This is a genomic window from Xanthobacter autotrophicus ATCC 700552, from assembly GCF_043194565.1.
In the GTDB taxonomy this organism is placed as follows: domain Bacteria; phylum Pseudomonadota; class Alphaproteobacteria; order Rhizobiales; family Xanthobacteraceae; genus Xanthobacter; species Xanthobacter autotrophicus_F.
The window spans coordinates 1-17,056 of the sequence record NZ_JBAFVS010000015.1 but is presented as its reverse complement, the minus strand read 5'-3'; the positions used below and the strand labels follow the sequence as shown (position 1 = coordinate 17,056).

13 protein-coding genes are annotated in these 17,056 nt (G+C 69.0%); 9 read left to right on the top strand and 4 right to left on the bottom strand.

What is annotated here, in order from left to right; genetic code table 11:
- Positions 1-29: 29 nt before the first annotated feature.
- Positions 30-1,325: an ABC transporter substrate-binding protein gene (locus V5F48_RS16095; RefSeq protein WP_394259522.1), complete on the bottom strand. Its 1,296-nt coding sequence runs from the start codon at positions 1,323-1,325 to the stop codon at positions 30-32.
- A gap of 321 nt (positions 1,326-1,646) precedes the next feature.
- On the opposite strand from V5F48_RS16095, the gene V5F48_RS16090 reads away from it, so the two are divergent.
- The 3 genes from V5F48_RS16090 (at position 1,647) to V5F48_RS16080 (ending at position 3,769) form a co-directional block, all read left to right on the top strand.
- The gene (locus tag V5F48_RS16090) at positions 1,647-2,174 is read left to right on the top strand and encodes a DUF3280 domain-containing protein (protein ID WP_394259521.1); all 528 of its coding nucleotides are present in this window, start codon (positions 1,647-1,649) and stop codon (positions 2,172-2,174) included.
- 75 nt (positions 2,175-2,249) lie between these two features.
- Entirely contained in the window at positions 2,250-2,786 is a 537-nt protein-coding gene (locus V5F48_RS16085) for an SRPBCC family protein (RefSeq protein WP_394259520.1), read from the top strand.
- Entirely contained in the window at positions 2,786-3,769 is a 984-nt protein-coding gene (locus tag V5F48_RS16080; protein ID WP_394259519.1) for a cytochrome D1 domain-containing protein, read from the top strand. Before V5F48_RS16085 ends, V5F48_RS16080 begins: the two co-directional genes overlap by 1 nt.
- 284 nt (positions 3,770-4,053) lie before the next feature.
- Here the strand turns inward: V5F48_RS16080 and fae are convergent, their stop codons facing one another.
- The gene (fae, locus tag V5F48_RS16075) at positions 4,054-4,563 is read right to left on the bottom strand and encodes a formaldehyde-activating enzyme (protein WP_394109947.1); all 510 of its coding nucleotides are present in this window, start codon (positions 4,561-4,563) and stop codon (positions 4,054-4,056) included.
- 575 nt (positions 4,564-5,138) lie between these two features.
- Between fae and V5F48_RS16070 the strand changes: the two genes are divergently transcribed.
- The 3 genes from V5F48_RS16070 to mutS all read left to right on the top strand — a co-directional run bounded on the left by V5F48_RS16070 (position 5,139) and on the right by mutS (position 9,422).
- Positions 5,139-5,345 carry a hypothetical protein gene (locus V5F48_RS16070; RefSeq protein ID WP_394259518.1) on the top strand — a complete coding sequence of 69 codons (207 nt, stop codon included), beginning with the start codon at positions 5,139-5,141 and terminating at the stop codon, positions 5,343-5,345.
- A 145-nt stretch (positions 5,346-5,490) separates the two neighbouring features.
- Positions 5,491-6,474, top strand: a complete 984-nt coding sequence (htpX, locus tag V5F48_RS16065) for a zinc metalloprotease HtpX (RefSeq protein ID WP_394259517.1) — start codon at positions 5,491-5,493, stop codon at positions 6,472-6,474.
- Between the two features lie 164 nt (positions 6,475-6,638).
- Positions 6,639-9,422 carry a DNA mismatch repair protein MutS gene (gene mutS / locus V5F48_RS16060; protein WP_394259516.1) on the top strand — a complete coding sequence of 928 codons (2,784 nt, stop codon included), beginning with the start codon at positions 6,639-6,641 and terminating at the stop codon, positions 9,420-9,422.
- A 215-nt stretch (positions 9,423-9,637) separates the two neighbouring features.
- Here mutS and V5F48_RS16055 read toward each other — a convergent pair whose 3' ends face one another.
- The gene (locus V5F48_RS16055) at positions 9,638-11,035 is read right to left on the bottom strand and encodes a hypothetical protein (protein ID WP_394259515.1); all 1,398 of its coding nucleotides are present in this window, start codon (positions 11,033-11,035) and stop codon (positions 9,638-9,640) included.
- 155 nt (positions 11,036-11,190) lie between these two features.
- Positions 11,191-12,486: an adenylosuccinate synthase gene (locus V5F48_RS16050; RefSeq protein ID WP_394259514.1), complete on the bottom strand. Its 1,296-nt coding sequence runs from the start codon at positions 12,484-12,486 to the stop codon at positions 11,191-11,193.
- Between the two features lie 182 nt (positions 12,487-12,668).
- On the opposite strand from V5F48_RS16050, the gene V5F48_RS16045 reads away from it, so the two are divergent.
- The 3 genes from V5F48_RS16045 to V5F48_RS16035 all read left to right on the top strand — a co-directional run.
- Positions 12,669-14,099, top strand: coding sequence for an RsmB/NOP family class I SAM-dependent RNA methyltransferase (locus tag V5F48_RS16045; protein WP_394259513.1), 1,431 nt, complete (start codon positions 12,669-12,671; stop codon positions 14,097-14,099).
- 315 nt (positions 14,100-14,414) lie between these two features.
- A complete protein-coding gene (locus V5F48_RS16040) occupies positions 14,415-16,118 on the top strand; it encodes a heparinase II/III family protein (RefSeq protein ID WP_394259512.1) in 1,704 nt (567 codons plus the stop codon).
- Between the two features lie 63 nt (positions 16,119-16,181).
- Positions 16,182-17,056 (top strand): hypothetical protein (locus V5F48_RS16035; protein ID WP_394259511.1); only part of this gene is annotated, 875 nt, incomplete at its 3' end.

Sequence of the window (17,056 nt, the reverse complement as noted above, 5' to 3'; positions counted from 1 at the left end):
CTTGGCGCGCTGTGTCATTTCAGGCGGCATCATTTCAGGCGGCATTTCGATTCACCCTGGTCGGTGCCGAGGGTGTCGAGGGGGGTGCGCTGGTGCAGGAAACCCTCTTCCGGCGCCACCGAGACGATGCCGAGGGGCTGCGCGATCAGCAGCGGCTGGCGCAATTGCTGGTCCCACGGCCGGATGCTCACCGGCACGCCCTTGAAGGCCGCGAGGCTGAACTCCGGGGAGCGCAGGAAGGCGGCGAGGGTGGCCGGGTCGGCGCTCCTGGTGCGGGTGGCGGCCTCGCCGATCATGCGCGCGGCGACCCACGCCTGGTAGTCCGCCGGCCGCATGGTGCGGGAGGCGGAGCGCAGGAAGCGGCTCTGCAATTGCGCCGAGCCCCAGGCATCCTGCGCCGGATGCCAGGTGGAGGCGGTGAGGCCCTGCGTGCCCACCACGAGGCGCGGCTCGAAGGTGCGGAAGGGGATGTAATTGCCGAAATCGTTCGCCTCGTCCGCCACCACGATCACATCCGCGTCAACACCGCGGCTGAAGACGAGGGCGTCGGAGCGGGTGATGCTGTCGGAGCGCTCGCGCCCCAGCGGGCCGAAGGTCCAGGGCTTGTCGGCGACGATCTTCAGCCCGAACTTCTTCGCCGAGCGGCGCAGCGCCTCGGCATAGAGCAGGTCGCCCGGCTGCGGGCCGGTGACGAGGAACAGCTTCGACCAGCGCTTGCTGGCAAGGAACTGGGCCAGGGCGTCGGTGAGCATGGCGCGGCTCGGTGCCACATGGAACACGTCGGCCCGGCAGTCCTGCGCGCGCAGCGCATCGTCGGGCGCGCCCACGTTGAAGACGACGGCGCCCTTGTCCTTCGTTGCATCGTCCTTCGCTGCATTGCCCTTCGCCGCATCGGCCACCTTGAGCAGCTCGGGGCCGGGCAGGTTCACCAAGAGGAGGCGCGTGCCGTTCGCCATCAGGGCGCGGGCGGCCTCCGCCGGGTCCTCGTCCTCGGCCAAAGTGGTGGTCTCAAGCACGAAGCTCTGGCCGGTGAAGAGGCCGGTGGTGGAATTGTCCTTCATCGCCAGCTCGGCACCGGCCACGGCCTCGTCTTCCGGAACCGCCAGAAGATCGTAGAGCGGGGGCGGCGGAACCGCGCGGGTGATGAGGCCGATGCGGATCTCCAGCGGCTTCGCCTCGGCAGCAGCCGTGGCGGGCGCTGTGGCATCCCCCGTGGCGGGCTGCTGCGCCTGCGCGGGTCCCGGACACATCTGTGCCGCCGCGAGCAGGGCGGCCGCAAGCAGCAGGCGAAACCCGCGCGTCAGCCATGGGGCCAAGATCAGCATGGGGCCAAGATCAGCATGGTGGCAAAATGGTCATGATGGCAAAGTCGTCATGGGGCCAGAGTCAACGGGGGCCCGGGTCAACGTGGCGCTGAGCCGGCATGGGTTCAACAGGGGCCGGGGCGGTCGACGTCCGAACGCGCGAAGATCTAGACAGCATCATTCGCAGGGCGCAACCGAATAGATCTAAGAAAACAATAAGATGTTCCCGGCTTGCCACGCGCCGCCCGGCTGTGACACCCTCAGGCCGAAAAGGTTGGCGCCATGTGGTGTGCTTGCGACGTTCATCAGCCCGCCCGGCGTATCGGTGCGGGCCTTGCCATAGTGTTGGTCCTCGCCGGGACCCTGGCCGGGACCTTCGCCTGGGTGCTGGCCTGCGGGCCGGCGGCGGCGGCCGGCGTGCCCACCGCCGTGTTCGGCTTTGAATTCTTCGACGACACCCTCGATACCCGCGCCGAGATGCAGGCCGAGCAGGCGGCGCGCCTCAAGCTGGTGAATGCGGAACTGGCCCGGCTCGTCGCCGAATCCGGCGAGATGGCGCCGGTGGACCTTGAGGGCGAGGCCGCGCGCATCGCCGAGCTTGCGCCCTTCTACAAGTGCAACGGCTGCGAGGCGGAGATTGCAGGCGCCGCCGGCGCCCGGCTCGAAGTCCTGGGCATGGTGCGCAAGGTGTCCAATCTCATTCTCACGCTCACGCTCCGCGTGAAGGAGGTGGGCGGGGCGGAAAAGCTGGTGCGCGGCGGGCAGGTGGACATCCGCGGCAACACCGATGAATCCTGGCTGCGCGGGGTGCGTTACCTGATGAAGAACCGCATCCTGGCGCCGGGACAGCCGCCCCTCGACGCCAAATAGGGCCGCCCCGCGGGAGCGCCTTTGTAGAAGACTGCGGCCCGGCAAACGGGCCGGATCATCGGAGGAACCTGTTTCATGAAGCTGTTGCTTGCCGCCGCCGCGGCGCTTTCGATTGCGCTCCTGCCCGTCGCGGCCGACGCGCACGGGCCCACCCGTAAGAAGGTGACGGAAACCGTCGAGATCAACGCCCCCGCCGAGAAGGTGTGGGCCGCCATCGGCAATTTCCAGGACATGAGCTGGCACCCGGCCGTGACCGCCAACGTCGGCCAGGGCGGCAATGCCATCGACGCCACCCGCAAGCTCACGCTGAAGGGCGGCGGCACCATCGACGAGGTGCTCTACAAGTTTGAGCCCGCCGAGAAGAGCTATTCCTACCGCATCACGGAAGTGGACGTGAAAGTCCTGCCCGTGACCAATTACTCCTCCACCCTCACGGTCACGCCCATCGACGCCACCCATTCCAAGGTGGAGTGGCGCGGCGCCTTCTATCGTGGCTACCCCAACAATGATCCGCCCCCGGAACTGAGCGACGAGGCCGCCATCGCCGCGGTGACCGGCGTTTATCGCGGCGGCCTCGACGCGCTGAAGGCCAAGCTGGAAAAGGGCTCCTGATGGGGCTGAAGGCGAGGGGGGCTGCGGCCGCCCTCGCGCTTTTGGTGGGTGCGGCTTCAGGAGGTGCGGCCGGCGCGGAAGAAGCCTTCGTCACCAACCAGCCGGCCAATGAGGTGGCGGTGGTGGATCTCGGCGGGACGGACGGGGCGCCTCCGCGTCTCGTCGCCCGCATCGCGGTGCCCGGCCAGCCGGCCGGCGTGGCGGTGAGTGCGGACGGCCGGCGCGCCTTCGTCACCAGTCCCGAGGGCAAGGCCCTCAGCGTCATCGATACCGCGGCGCGAAAAGTCATCGCCCGCATTCCCCTCACCGGCGGCCCCCTGGGAGTCGCCGTGGCCCCGTCCGGGAGCCCGGTCTATGTGGCCGACTGGTATGGCGCGCGCCTGCTGGTGGTGGATCCCGATGCCCCCGACGCCATCCGCACGGCGCCGGCCGGCGCCTCCCCCTCCGGCCTCGCGGTGACGCCCGATGGCGCCGTCGTGCTGTCGGCCGACCGGGACGACGACACCGTCTCGGTCATCGACGCCGCACGGCTGGAGCGGGTGGCGGTGATCCCCGTGGGCAAGCGGCCGTTCGGCATCACCCTCTCGGCGGACGGCAAGCGCGCCTATACCGCCAATGTGGGCTCGGACGACGTGAGCATTATCGATATCGCCGCCCGCGCGGTGGTGGGCACGGTGAAGGTGGGATCGCGGCCCTACGCGGTGGCGTTGACCGGGCGCCTTGCCTTCGTCACCAACCAGTATGCGGGCACGGTGAGCGTATTCGACGTGGACACGCTGGAGCCGCGCGCCCTCATCCCCGTGGGCGAATATCCCGAAGGCATCGCCGCCAGTGCCGATGGCCGGCACGTCCATGTGGCCAACTGGTTCGACAACACCCTCTCCACCATCGATGCGCGGACGCTGAAGGTGGTCGCGACGGTGACTGTGGGGGAGGGCCCCCGCGCGTTCGGCGCCTTCATCCGGCGCGACCCGACGCCCTGAACGCCTGCTGGGACATTCAAAAGGGCCTGTCCCCAATGCCCTCCGTCATGCCCGGGCTTGTCCCGGGCATCCACGCCGAGCCGCCTGTGCCGGCGCGGGAGGACTGCAAGTGCCCATCCGTGCGAATTTTCAAACGGGGTTGATCTGAGCCCAAAAAGAAACGACCGGCGGGAGTGCCGCCGGTCGCTTCAGACTTACCTGTTGAAAAATAGGGCGGCCAACCGCTGAAGCAGACCCTTCGGCATCGCCGGAAGGTCGCCGCTCTGCCCAGGGTGGTTTCCGCTCTAGGCCGCGGCGAAGGGGTGCTTCACCAGATCGCGCTGCTCGGTCGCTTCCTTGGCAGAGGGGAACCCCGCCACGGCGCGCTCGATGGAGAGCTTGGTCGCCTCGTAGTTGTACTGCTGGATCTTGGCGTCGTCCGCCGCTTCCCAGTGGATGAACACGCCGACGCAGATGTACAGGTCGTCGGCCTCTTCCATGGGAATGGTGCCTTCGGCCACCGCGTCCTGCACCGCCTTGGCGACGCCGCGCTGCGCGGGACCGAACATCTGCACCGCCTGCCGTGCATCCTTGATGGTCACCTTGTTGAACAACAGGGTGTTGGGCTTGCAGGCCATGTTCGGGGCGAGCACCGCGAGAAGCGAGGTGAAGCCGTCCTTGTTGTTGGTCAGGCTGTTGCAGAACGCCGTCTCGGCGGCGCTGCCGCGCGGGCCGATGATGAGATCGATGTGAGCCACCTCGTTGCCGTCGCCGACAAGCGCTTCACCGATCAGAACCTTGCTAATCTTAGCCACCTTATGCCCTCCCTTGTAGATCGACTAGGGATGACCGCCCCGAAGGCATTCCGGGAAGCGGTCATATGCCGCCTACCCTTGTTGTCAGCGCCCGGCAGGAGTGCCGAACCGGTTCACCAGATAGCGGGCGGGACACTAGCCGAGCCCGCCTTCGCCAGCAAGCCAGCCGCAATGCGAAACCATGCGGCACTGCAGCGTGGCCCTCTTTGCCCCGGACACGCGCATCCCGCTGATTTTGCGTGCAGTCACGATCGGTTAGAAGACGTTATTGGGACCTTCTCCGGCTTCATGGCAAGATCGGCGGGACAAGATGCGTGCCCTGAGCGTGGCTTGACGCCGCAGCGGAGGTATTGGTGAGGCGCCGCGCCAGAAGAGCCCGCCCCTGTGATCGGTCGGCCATCACGATCCGCCTTTGGCATCATATTTGCTTTGAATTGAAAGCTGAGAAGTTCATAAGAGACGCCGCGAAAGACCACGATAATACCGCGGGCCAAGGGGAACTGCCGGTGCGAGGCAGGGGAAACGGAAACGGAAGGACGGCAGACCCAGCACAGCCAAAAGGGAAAGTCACCGTCATGTTCGTCGTGCTCTATGCTTGCCTGATCACCGCGCCGGCCACCTGCCGGGAAGAACGGATCAACGTGTCCGTCGAGGCGGCTGCGCCCACCGCCTGCATGATGTCGTCCCAGTTCACCATTGCCCAGTGGAGCGAAGAGCACCCCCAATGGCAGGTGGGCCGCTGGAAGTGCGTGCCGGCGAACCGCCTCGCCCGCGACATCTGACCTCCGGGCCGGAGCCGGCGTCCCCGCGGGGCCTGCATCCGGAAAGACTGCCGCCAAATCTGGACGGCCGACCTCCCCTTGCGTCGGCCCCGCCGCCTTCCCATCCTCTAGGTCGAGGCGCGGCTGCCGCGTCGGGAGGCGTCAGATGAATCACCTGAAGACGGCGATCCTGCTTGCCGGCCTGACTGCCCTGTTCATGGCGGTGGGCTTCGCCATCGGCGGGCGGGGCGGCATGATGATCGCGTTCGTGGTGGCGGCAGGCATGAACCTGTTCAGCTACTGGAACTCCGACAAGATGGTGCTGCGCATGTACGGCGCCCGGGAGGTGGACGAGACCACCGCGCCGGACTTCGTCCGCATGGTGCGCGAGCTGGCGCGCCGCGCCGACCTGCCCATGCCGCGCGTGTTCATCATGGACAACCCGCAGCCCAATGCCTTCGCCACCGGCCGTAACCCGCAGAATGCCGCAGTGGCGGCCACCACCGGCCTGCTCCAGTCCCTCAGCCCGGATGAGGTGGCGGGGGTGATGGCGCACGAATTGGCGCATATCAAACACTACGACACCCTCACCATGACCATGACCGCCACCATTGCCGGCGCCATCTCCATGCTGGCGAACTTCGGCATGCTGTTCGGCGGCGGCAACCGGGAAAACAACAATCCCTTCGGCTTCATCGGCACCATCCTCATGGTGATCCTGGCTCCGCTGGCCGCCATGCTGGTGCAGATGGCCATCTCCCGCTCGCGGGAATATGAGGCCGACCGGGGCGGCGCGGAGATCCTGGGCCAGCCCATGGTGCTGGCCTCGGCGCTGGGGAAGATTTCCGGCGCGGCCCATCATGTGCCCAACTATGAGGCAGAGGCGAACCCGGCAACCGCCCACATGTTCATCATCAATCCCCTGTCGGGGGCGCGGATGGACAATCTCTTCTCCACCCATCCGGCGGTGGAGAACCGCATCGCCGCCCTGCGCGCCCTGTCCCAGCAGATGGGCGGCGGCGGTTTCGCGCCCGGCCCGGCACCTGCGGCCCGGCCGTCCGGCGGCGATCCCTGGAGTGGCGATCCCCGGGGCGGCGATCCCCGGGGCGGCGATCCAAGGGGCGGCCAGCGGCGCGGTCCCTGGGGCTGACCGGCGGCCCTTGATCTTCTCCCATCCGGCAGGATCCTCACGCGGCGTGAAACCGGTTGTTTCCGGCTCCGGCTGCCGCTCAAAGCAGCGGAAGCCCCGCATTTCCTGTCGATGCCGGGCGCGCGTGCGCTGACAGGGCGCGGACCGCCCGATACCGTGCGCCCATGAACCGAGACCGCAGCCCAGACAGCGCCCCCACCGCCGCGCCGGATCTTCCGCAGGATACGCCCGAGCCCGCCACGCCTGAGCCCTCCGCCCGCGTGCGGGCGGAGGAGGCGCGCGTCACCCCCATGATTGCGCAGTATCTGGAGATCAAGGCGGCGAACCCGGACAGCCTGTTGTTCTACCGCATGGGGGATTTCTACGAGCTGTTCTTCGCCGACTCGGAAGTCGCCTCGCAGGCGCTTGGCATCGTGCTCACCAAGCGCGGCAAGCATCTGGGGGAAGACATTCCCATGTGCGGCGTGCCCATCGACCGCGCCGAGGAGTATCTGCACAAGCTCATTGCTCTCGGCTTCCGCGTGTCGGTCTGCGAGCAGGTTGAGGACCCCGCCGAGGCGAAGAAACGGGGGCCGAAATCGGTGGTGCGGCGGGCCGTGACGCGCCTCGTCACCCCCGGCACCCTCACCGAGGACGCGCTGCTGGATGCCCGGCGCGAGAACGTGCTGGCGGCGCTGGCCCGTGTGCGCGCCGGCTCGGGGCCGCAGGATTTCGCCTACGCCCTTGCCTATACCGATATGTCCACCGGCAGCTTCCGGGTCGCCGCCACCACGCGCGACGACCTCTCCGGCGACCTCGCCCGCCTCGATCCGGCGGAGATCCTGGTCTCCGACGCGCTGCTGGACGACGCCGAGCTGCGCGCCCTGCTGCGGGATTTCCCGGCGGTGACGCCGCTGCCGCGCCAGTCCTTCGACGGGGCGGGGGCGGAAAAGCGCCTCGCCGATTTCTTCGGCGTCGCGGCGCTGGACGCCTTCGGCACCTTCGCCCGCGCCGAACTGATCGCGGCGGCGGCCATCGTGTCTTACGTGGAGCGCACCCAGCTCGGTGTCAGGCCGCTGCTCTCCCGCCCGGCGAAGGAGGCGGAGGGCGGCATCATGGCCATCGATGCCGGCACGCGGGCCAATCTGGAGCTGGTGCGCACCACCTCCGGCGAACGGCGCGGCTCGCTGCTTGCCGCCGTGGACCGCACGGTGACGGCGGCCGGCGCGCGTCTCGTCGCCCGCCGCATCGCCGAGCCCCTCACCGACCTTGCCGCCATCCGCGCCCGGCACGATGGCGTGGCTTGTCTGGTGGAAGACGGTGAATTGCGGCGCGAGCTGCGGGCGCGACTCTCGCGGGCGCCGGACATGGCCCGCGCCGTCACCCGTCTCGCCCTCCAGCGCGGCGGCCCGCGCGACCTGGCCGCCGTGCGCGATGCGCTGGACGGCGCGCTCGCCATCGCCGCTTTGTTCGCCGCCGCGCCGCCGGCGGACCTCGCCCGCTCGGTGGCGGCACTGGGACGGGTGCCCCACGCTCTGGTGCTGGACCTCGCCTCGGCTCTGGCCGACAGCCTGCCGCCCCACCGCCGCGACGGCGGCTTCATCCGCGAGGGCTGCGACGCCGAGCTGGACTTAACCCGGGCGCTGCGCGACGAGAGCCGGCGCGTGGTGGCGGCGCTGGAGCGGCGCTATGTGGAGGAGACGGGCGTGCGCGCCCTGAAGATCCGGCACAATGCGGTGCTCGGCTATTTCGTCGAGGTCTCCGCCCAGAACGCCGACCGCCTGCGCGAGGCGCCCCACGGCGCCATCTTCGTCCACCGCCAGACCATGGCGGGAGCGGTGCGCTTTTCCTCCCTTGAGCTGGGGGATCTGGAAAGCCGCATCGCCAGCGCCGGCGAGCGGGCCCTGGGGCTGGAGCAGGCCATCTTCGACCGGCTCGCTTCCGCCGTGGTGGCCGCGACCGAGACCATCCGCGCCGCCGCCGAGGCCCTGGCGGAACTCGACGTGGCGGCGGGCTTCGCCGAGCTGGCGGCGGTGGAAAACCATGTGCGCCCGCACATGGAGCAAGGCGTCGCCTTCGCCATCGCCGGCGGGCGCCATCCGGTGGTGGAGCAGGCCCTCGCGAAAGAGGGCGGGCCGTTCGTGCCCAACGATTGCGACCTCTCCCCGCCGGAGGGGTTCGAGGACGGGCGCATCGTGCTGGTCACCGGGCCGAACATGGCGGGCAAGTCCACCTTCCTGCGCCAGAATGCGCTCATCTGCGTGCTGGCGCAGGCCGGCGCCTTCGTGCCGGCGCGATCCGCGCGCATCGGCGTGGTGGACCGCCTGTTCTCCCGCGTGGGGGCGGCGGACGACCTCGCCCGCGGGCGCTCCACCTTCATGGTGGAGATGGTGGAGACCGCCGCCATCCTGAATCAGGCCACCGCCCGCTCCCTGGTCATTCTCGATGAGATCGGGCGCGGCACCGCCACCTTCGACGGCATGTCCATCGCCTGGGCCAGCCTTGAGCACCTGCACGAGGTGAACCGCTGCCGGGCGCTGTTCGCCACCCATTTCCACGAATTGACCGCGCTGTCCCAGCGCTGCAAGCGGCTCTCCAACGCCACGGTGAAGGTCACCGAATGGCATGGCGACGTGATCTTCCTGCACGAGGTGGTGCCGGGGGCGGCGGATCGCTCCTACGGCATCCAGGTGGCCAAGCTCGCCGGCCTGCCGGAGGCGGTGATCATCCGCGCCCGGGCGGTGCTGGCGGAGCTGGAGGCGGCCGAGCGCGCCTCTCCCGCCCAGAAGCTCATCGACGACCTGCCCCTGTTCGCGGCGCGCCCCAGGCCCGCGGCTGCCGCCGCATCGGTGGACCCGAAGGCCGAGGCGGCGCTGGCCGCTCTTGATGGCCTCGACCCCGACAGCCTGACCCCGCGCGAGGCGCTGGATGCGCTCTATCGGTTGAAGGGCCTCAGGCGAGAGGGGTGAGTGTGGCTGCCGGGGCGGGGCAGGGGCTTGCTGGAGGGAGCCCGGCTGGGGGCGTTCCGGCATCGGCTGGCCCCCTCCCCAACCCTCTCCCGCCCGAACTCGGCAACAGCCGAGTTCAGGCGAGCCGGATGTTTCCGGCTTCGGCACCGAGACTTGCCGCTGCGACTTGCCGCTGCGATTTGCCGCCGCCGCGCCCATCGGACCAGGCGTGCCCGTCAGCCGCCGTTCTGGGTCGCCGGCTGGGCCGGCGGGCGCTGGAGCAGTTCGCCCCAGGCGGAGAAGGCGTCGTTGAAGGCCTGCTCGCCGGCCGGACCCTTCTCGAACGCCAGCACCGCCTTCTTGTTGTTGGTGTAGGTGATGAGCGCGTCCAGCCACGGATAGGCCTGCAGCAGCGTCACGTTGCGCTGGCGATCCGCCGGCTTCTCGGAGAGGCCCACCAGGAACAGGGTCGGGTTCACCCGCACCGCGAGGCCGGCGAGCGGGGTGCCGAGGGCCTGCTGGTTCGGCTTCATGCGCACCGCGTCCACATTGGAGACGCCGCCAAAGGGGAAGTCGTCGGGCAGGCGGAAGCCGATCTCGATGGTGTGGGAGGCCGGCAGGGTCTGGTCCGTGTTGCGGCGCAGCACGAAGCTCATGTTGATCTTGCGCTCGGGGATGACCACGTCGCCGCGCAGGCCGATGTCGGGGGGCAGGCCGGGGCCGGCGTTCACCGTCTCGGTCTTCCAGACCACCGTGCCCACGAACTCCTGCGGCTGGGCGCCGCCGGGGGTCTCCTCCAGCAGCACGGCGCGGGCAGGTCCGCTGCCGGTCCGCGGCGGGGCGGCCGGCGCGCGCCGGGCGGCGTCGCCGGAGGAACGCACCACTCGGTCGGAGATCTTGGGCTGGTCGCTGGAGCTCGACGCTGCCGGCGCGGTGGCGCGTGGCTCGCCGGAGCCGCCCAGGAACATGTCGCGGTTGATCACCGCAAAGGCGATGCCGCCCAGCACCAGGAGGGCGAGCAGCAGCCAGAGGGCGAACTTCTTCCAGGAGGGTCCACCCTCCCCATGGGCGGAGTGGCGGGCGCCGTTGGCGGCGGCGGCCCGGCTGCGCACCTCGCCGCGACCGCGCACCGGCGGGCGGCTGTCGGCCTCGGCGTCGTCGCTCTCCTCGTCCTCGCTGCGCTGGCGGGGCGGCAGGCGGCGTTCGGCGCGGCCGTTGGGTTCCAGCGTGCGCGCGCGCGGCTCGGACGGAGCGGCGAGCGGTGGTGCGCGCAGGGGCTCCTTGGCCGCGGCCGGGGCGGCCGGCGCAGGCGGCTCCTCCTCCGCATCGTCCGGCTCGTCGATCTGGCTTTGGGCCTGATTGCCGGCCTCGGGCGCGGCTTCGGCCTCGTTCGCCTCATCAAGGACGTCGGCTGAATTGTCCTGCTGGGCGTAATCGGCCTCGACCCGGCGGATGGCCTCCTCAAGGCTCATGCGCTCGCGGGTGATCTCGCCTTCGGGCAAAGGCGGGTCCACCCCGCGCAGCTGCCGCATGAGGGCCGTGCGGGCGCGGTCATAGACCGCGCGGCGCCCCTCCCCCGTCTTCTGGGGCAGGCTCGAAATCGCGCGGACCAGCAGCGGGTAGTAGTCAGCCATGAGAGACGTGCGCTTCGCCTTGAGCCGTTAGGGCGGCTTTCCGTGACCCGAGGGTCACGCAAGACTCCCTATCGCATTTATATGCTGCATTTCCTTGATGCGAACCGGGGGTCCGCGCCGCGTGAAATGCTCCGGACCCGCGTCACGCCCGAAGATCAGGCCTGAAACGGATTGTGGACCAGGATGGTATCATCGCGCTCCGGGCTGGTGGAAAGCACGGCCACCGGACAGCCGATGAGTTCCTCCACCCGTCGCACATACTTCACCGCCTCCGCCGGCAGGTCCGCCCACGAGCGGGCGCCGGCGGTGGAATCCTGCCAGCCTTCCATGGTCTCATAGATGGGCACGGCGCGCGCCTGCGCCCCGCTCTCCGCCGGCAGGTAGTCGATTTCCTTACCGTCAACGGTGTAGCCGACGCATACCTTCAGTTCGGTAAATCCGTCGAGCACATCGAGCTTGGTGAGGGCGATGCCGTGGATGCCGCAGGTGCGGACGGTCTGGCGCACCAGCACCGCGTCGAACCAGCCGCAGCGGCGGGCGCGGCCGGTGACTACGCCGAACTCGCGGCCCTTGCTGCCCAGGGTCTGGCCCACCTCGTCGGTCAGCTCGGTGGGGAAGGGGCCTTCGCCCACGCGGGTGGTATAGGCCTTGGTGATGCCGAGCACATAATCCAGCGCGCCCGGGCCGATGCCGGTGCCGCTGGCCGCCGATCCCGCCACCGTGTTGGACGAGGTGACGTAGGGATAGGTGCCGTGGTCGATATCGAGCAGCGCACCCTGCGCGCCCTCGAACAGGATCTTCTTGCCCTCGCGCCGCGCCTTGTCGAGCAGCTCCCACACCCGGTCCATGAAGGGCAGGACCTTGGGGGCGATGGCGAGCAGCTCCGCCACCAGGGCGTCGCGGTTCACCTCTTCCATGCCGAGGCCGCGGCGGATCAGGTTGTGGTGGGTGAGCAGCCGATCCACCTTGGCCGGCAGGCTCGCCGGATCGGAGAGGTCCACGAGGCGGATGGCGCGACGGCCCACCTTGTCCTCATAGGCCGGGCCGATGCCGCGCTTGGTGGTGCCGATGCGGCTGCCCTCGGTGGTGGCGCTCTCGCGCAGGGCGTCCAGCTCGCGGTGCAGCGGCAGGATGAGGGGGACGGTTTCGGCGATGCGCAGCCGGTCGGGACCGATTTCGACGCCCTGGGCGGCGAGGCGGGCGAGCTCATCCACCAGCGCCTGCGGGTCCAGCACCACGCCGTTGCCGATCACGGAGAGCTTGCCGCCGCGCACCACGCCGGAGGGCAAAAGGGAGAGCTTGTAGGTGACGCCGCCGACGACCAGCGTATGGCCCGCATTGTGGCCGCCCTGGAAGCGGACCACCACGTCCGCCTGCTCGGACAGCCAATCGACGATCTTGCCCTTGCCTTCGTCGCCCCATTGGGAGCCGACTACCACCACGTTGGCCACCTTAAGGCGCCTCCCGGTCCGGCGCGGGTGCATCGCAACGCACGCGCGCACAAAGGAAAGCCCCGGCTCTGGTCCGGGGCGTTACGAAAGCGTCTTACGGGATCGGCGCTGGCGAGGCAAGGTAAACGAGGTGAGGCGAACACGGCGACGGCGCCGCCCGGCAAAGGCGTTGGCGCTGGGGCATGGTTCGTGCTCTACCTTGCGCGATGAAACCGCCTTCCCGCGCCCCGAAACCCGCCCGCCGCCCCGGTTCAGGATCCGCCCCGGCTCCTGGGAAACCTGCTCCTGGGAAACCTGCTCCCGGGAAACCGGCCGCCGCGACGCCGGGCCTTGCCGCCCGTATCCTCGCCGTGGACGGCCTTGAGCAGGTGCTGCGCCACGGTGCCGCGCTGGAGGATGCCCTCGACGCCGATGTCGCCCTCGACCCGCGCGACCGGGCGCTGGCCTACCGCATCCTCGCCACCAGCCTGCGCCGCATCGGCACCCTGCGCGCCCTGATCGCCAAGCTGATGGAGCGCGGCCTGCCGAAATCCGCGCCGCGGCTGGAATCCGTGCTGCTGGCCGGAGCGACGCAGATCCTGTTCATGGACGTGCCCAACCACGCGGCCGTGGGCCTTTGCGTGGATGTGGCCCGCGCCGATCGCAACACCGCCGGGTTCGCCGGCCTGGTCAATGCCGTGCTGCGCCGCCTCACCCGCGAGGCGGAGGCGCTGATGGTGGGCATCAGTCCCGATTTCGCCGATACGCCGGAGTGGATGGGCCAGCGCTGGATCAAGGCTTACGGCCTTGAGACCACCCGCGCCATCGCCAACATGCACAAGGTGGAGCCGCCCCTCGACATCACCGTGAAGGCGGACCCGGCGCTCTGGGCCGAGCGCCTGTCGGGCGAGGTGCTGCCCACCGGTTCGGTGCGCATCCTTCAGGCCGGCCCGGTGCGCGCGCTGCCGGGCTTCGCCGAGGGGGACTGGTGGGTGCAGGATGCCGCCGCCGCCTTGCCGGCCCGGCTGCTGGGGAATGTGAACGGCCTTGAGGTGGCGGACCTGTGCGCCGCCCCCGGCGGCAAGACCGCGCAGCTCGCCGCCGCCGGCGCCCGTGTCACCGCCGTGGACCGCTCGTCGTCCCGCCTCACCCGGCTGAAGGAAAACCTGGAGCGCCTGAATCTCACCGCCCGCGTGGTGGCGGGGGATGCGGGGGACTTTGCCGGCGGCCCGTTCGACGCCGTGCTGCTGGATGCGCCGTGCTCCGCCACCGGGACCCTGCGCCGGCACCCGGACATCGCCGTCAACAAGCGGCCGGGGGACCTCGTCACCCTCGCCGCCCTCCAGGCCCGGCTGATCGCCCATGCGGCGGACCTGGTGAAGCCCGGCGGCACCCTGGTCTATTCCACCTGCTCGCTGGAGCCGGAGGAGGGCGAACAGCAGGTGGAGCGGCTTCTGGCCGCCCGCAGCGACCTTATCCGCGCACCAATCGTGCCCGGAGAGGTGGAAGGCATCGATCCGTTCATAACTCCTCAAGGGGATGTGCGCACTCTTCCCAGTCACTGGATGCGGGGGGAGGCGGAGCGGTCGGGTCTCGACGGCTTCTTCGCCGCCCGGCTGAAGCGCCGGGCCTGACGTTTCAGGTCCGCGCGGCGCTCTGCCGGCCCTCCGGTCCGTTGCGGCGAATCAGACCCACGGCCCGTGAGCTTGCCTCATGGGCCATGGGTTAGCCCGCGCGGCACTTGAGCGTACCCACTTGGCCTCGGTCGACGACCGGGGCCGACGGTATCAGTCGGTGAAGACGAGCGCATGCGGATTTGGAATGGAGCGGCGGGGCCCCTTCAGGTCGTGGCCAAAGGCGTCCGGGCCAAAGGCCTGCTGGCCAAGGGTCTCGCCCCGTCAGCGGGGAGAGCCGTGAGCCGGAGCGGCCTGAGAGAGCGCACGCGCCTGATGGCCCTCCTCGCGGAGCTGTGGTCGCAGCAGGTGCTTGCGCGCCTCGGCGGCCGCACCATGGCGCTCGGCTACGTGCCGGTGCCGGTGCCCGAGCGCCTGCTCATCGCGCCCCAGGACCTGCGCACCGGCGACGCGACCCTCGCGAGCGAGATCTATTCCGGCCGCTTCGCCTTCGCCGGCAAGGTGATGATGCTGGACGGGCGCACCCCGTTCGAACTGGTGCCGCCCTCCGTGGAATGGGCCGAGGCGCTGCACGGCTTCGGCTGGCTGCGCCACCTCAAGGCCGCCGGTACCACCATTGCCCGCGCCAATGCCCGCTCGCTGGTGGGCGATTTCATGCGCGATCCGGGCAAGGCGCGGGCGGTAGCGGCGCGGCCCGACGTGGCGGCGCGGCGCATCATCTCCTGGCTTACCCAGGCCACCTTCCTGCTGCAGGACGCCGACCACGATTTCTACCGCCGCTTCATGCGTTCGCTGGCCCGGCAGGTGCGCCAGCTGCGCCGCATGGCCAATGACGCGCCGGACGGCCAGCCGCGCATGCTGGCGGTGACCGCCCTCGTCTTCGCCGGCCTGTGCATGTCGGACCAGGGCCGGCTGCTAAAGGCGGCGGACAAGCGCCTGTCCGAGGAGCTGGACCGCCAGATCCTGCCGGACGGCGGCCCGCTCACCCGCAATCCCGGCATGCTCATCGAGCTGCTGCTGGACCTGCTGCCGCTGCGCCAGGCCTTCACCGCGCGCAACCAGCCGGCGCCCCCTGCGCTGATGAACGCGGTGGACCGGATGATGCCCATGCTGCGCTTCTTCCGGCACGGCGACGGGGCCTTCGCCCATTTCCACGGCATGGGGAACACGGCGGCGGACCAGCTCGCCACCATCCTCGCCTTCGACGACGCCCGTGGCGCCCCGGTGGCGAACGCGCCCTATTCCGGCTACCAGCGGCTCGATGCGCGCACGCTTATGGTGATCGCCGACACCGGCCCGCCGCCCCCCGCCATGGCGAGCTGGGAGGCCCATGCGAGCTGCCTTGCCTTCGAATTTTCCTCCGGCCGGCACCGCATCGTCATCAATTGCGGGGTGCCGGAGGTGCATCGGGAGATGTGGCGGCAGGTGGCGCGCTCCACCGCGGCCCATTCCACCGCCGTCATCGCCGACACCTCGTCGTGCCGCTTCCTGCAGGGCGGCTCCATGACGCGCATCTTCGGCGCGCCCATCGTGTCGGGGCCGAAGCAGGTGGAGGTGCAGCGCGGCACCCGCAACAACGCCCTGCTGCTGCGCGCCAGCCACGATGGCTATGCGGAGCCGTTCGGCCTCATCCACCAGCGCTCGTTCCGCCTCGCCATGGAAGGCAACCGGCTGGATGGCGAGGATGTGTTCAGGGCCGCCGAGGACGGCGCCAAGCTGCCGGCGGAGACCTTCGCCATCCGCTTCCACCTGCATCCGTCGGTGACCGTGGAGCGGCTGGACGATCCCCACACCGCCTTGCTCAGCCTGCCCAACGGCGAGGCCTGGGCCTTCGCCGCGCCCCATGTGCCTCTGGGGGTGGAGGAAAGCGTGGACCTCGCCGCCGCCGGCGGCCCGCGCCGCACGGCGCAACTGGTGCTGGCGGGCGAGGTAGCGCGCACCCCCCGCGTCATCTGGACCTTCGTGCGCACCCGCGAGGCCCAGAGCGTGCCGCCGGGACGGCCGGGTGGGCGGGGGTAGGGATATTCACCGATGCGGCTCCCTCTCCCGCTTGCGGGGGAGGGGTGGGGAGGGGGCAGGCCCGTGCCACCGGAACCGGCAGTGCCGAGCAAAAAGCACCTGTTGCCCTCATCCTGCCCTTTGTCTCGTCGCAATAAATTTAGCGTCGCCCGCGAATCCCTCTATCGGATAGCCCGGACAGCTTACATTCGGATTCTGTCTCTGAATGCAGAAGTTGTGGTATCAAAAGAAATGAACGCTATTGAACAGAAGCTTGCCATCTGGAAGGAATCACTCATCCCCAGCATCCCGCTGGGTGGCCTGTATTCCCGCAATCCAGTCGTATACAAATGGAAGGCACCTTTTAGGGCTTGGATGCTCCGCGAAGCTGTGTTCTGGCGGTTGCACGACCTAATGACGCAGTCTTATTCGTTGTATCAGCAGGGGCATGGCCTTGGTGCGCGGATCTTGTTGCGGAGTGGATTCGAATCCCTCGCTACGTTGATTTACCTCAATCAGAAAATACGACAGGTGCTTGATGGCAAGTTGGATTTCCATGCATTTTGCGACAAGACGAGCACATTGTTGCTTGGGTCGAGAGACGATTCGACTAAATACAAATCGATCAACATCATAACGGTCCTTGAACAATGTGATAAGCGGTATCCTGGCCTTTCTAGAATTTATGGTGTGCTGTCCGAAAGTGCTCATCCGAATTATAAAGGGTTGATGGATGGGTACTCAAGTGTTGACCATGACGAGTACGAAACACATTTCTCGAATCGTTGGATGACGCTGCATGGCGCGAGCCACCTTGATTCGATGGAACTGTGCATGGCGACATTCCATCATGAGTATAACGAGGTGTGGCCTAAGCTTATGGGACAGCTCGAGGTTTGGATCGAGGCGAATGATGCCAAGCTAGAGGCGACCAAGAACGATCGCCGTCCAGCGCTCTA

Bases quoted from the DNA above. Each gene is read 5' to 3' on its own strand.
- V5F48_RS16095 (WP_394259522.1), bottom strand. From the start codon at position 1,325: ATGCTGATCTTGGCCCCATGGCTGACGCGCGGGTTTCGCCTGCTGCTT.
- V5F48_RS16085 (WP_394259520.1), top strand. From the start codon at position 2,250: ATGAAGCTGTTGCTTGCCGCCGCCGCGGCGCTTTCGATTGCGCTCCTG.
- V5F48_RS16080 (WP_394259519.1), top strand. From the start codon at position 2,786: ATGGGGCTGAAGGCGAGGGGGGCTGCGGCCGCCCTCGCGCTTTTGGTG.
- V5F48_RS16070 (WP_394259518.1), top strand. From the start codon at position 5,139: ATGTTCGTCGTGCTCTATGCTTGCCTGATCACCGCGCCGGCCACCTGC.
- htpX (WP_394259517.1), top strand. From the start codon at position 5,491: ATGAATCACCTGAAGACGGCGATCCTGCTTGCCGGCCTGACTGCCCTG.
- mutS (WP_394259516.1), top strand. From the start codon at position 6,639: ATGAACCGAGACCGCAGCCCAGACAGCGCCCCCACCGCCGCGCCGGAT.
- V5F48_RS16055 (WP_394259515.1), bottom strand. From the start codon at position 11,035: ATGGCTGACTACTACCCGCTGCTGGTCCGCGCGATTTCGAGCCTGCCC.
- V5F48_RS16045 (WP_394259513.1), top strand. From the start codon at position 12,669: ATGGTTCGTGCTCTACCTTGCGCGATGAAACCGCCTTCCCGCGCCCCG.
- V5F48_RS16040 (WP_394259512.1), top strand. From the start codon at position 14,415: ATGGCCCTCCTCGCGGAGCTGTGGTCGCAGCAGGTGCTTGCGCGCCTC.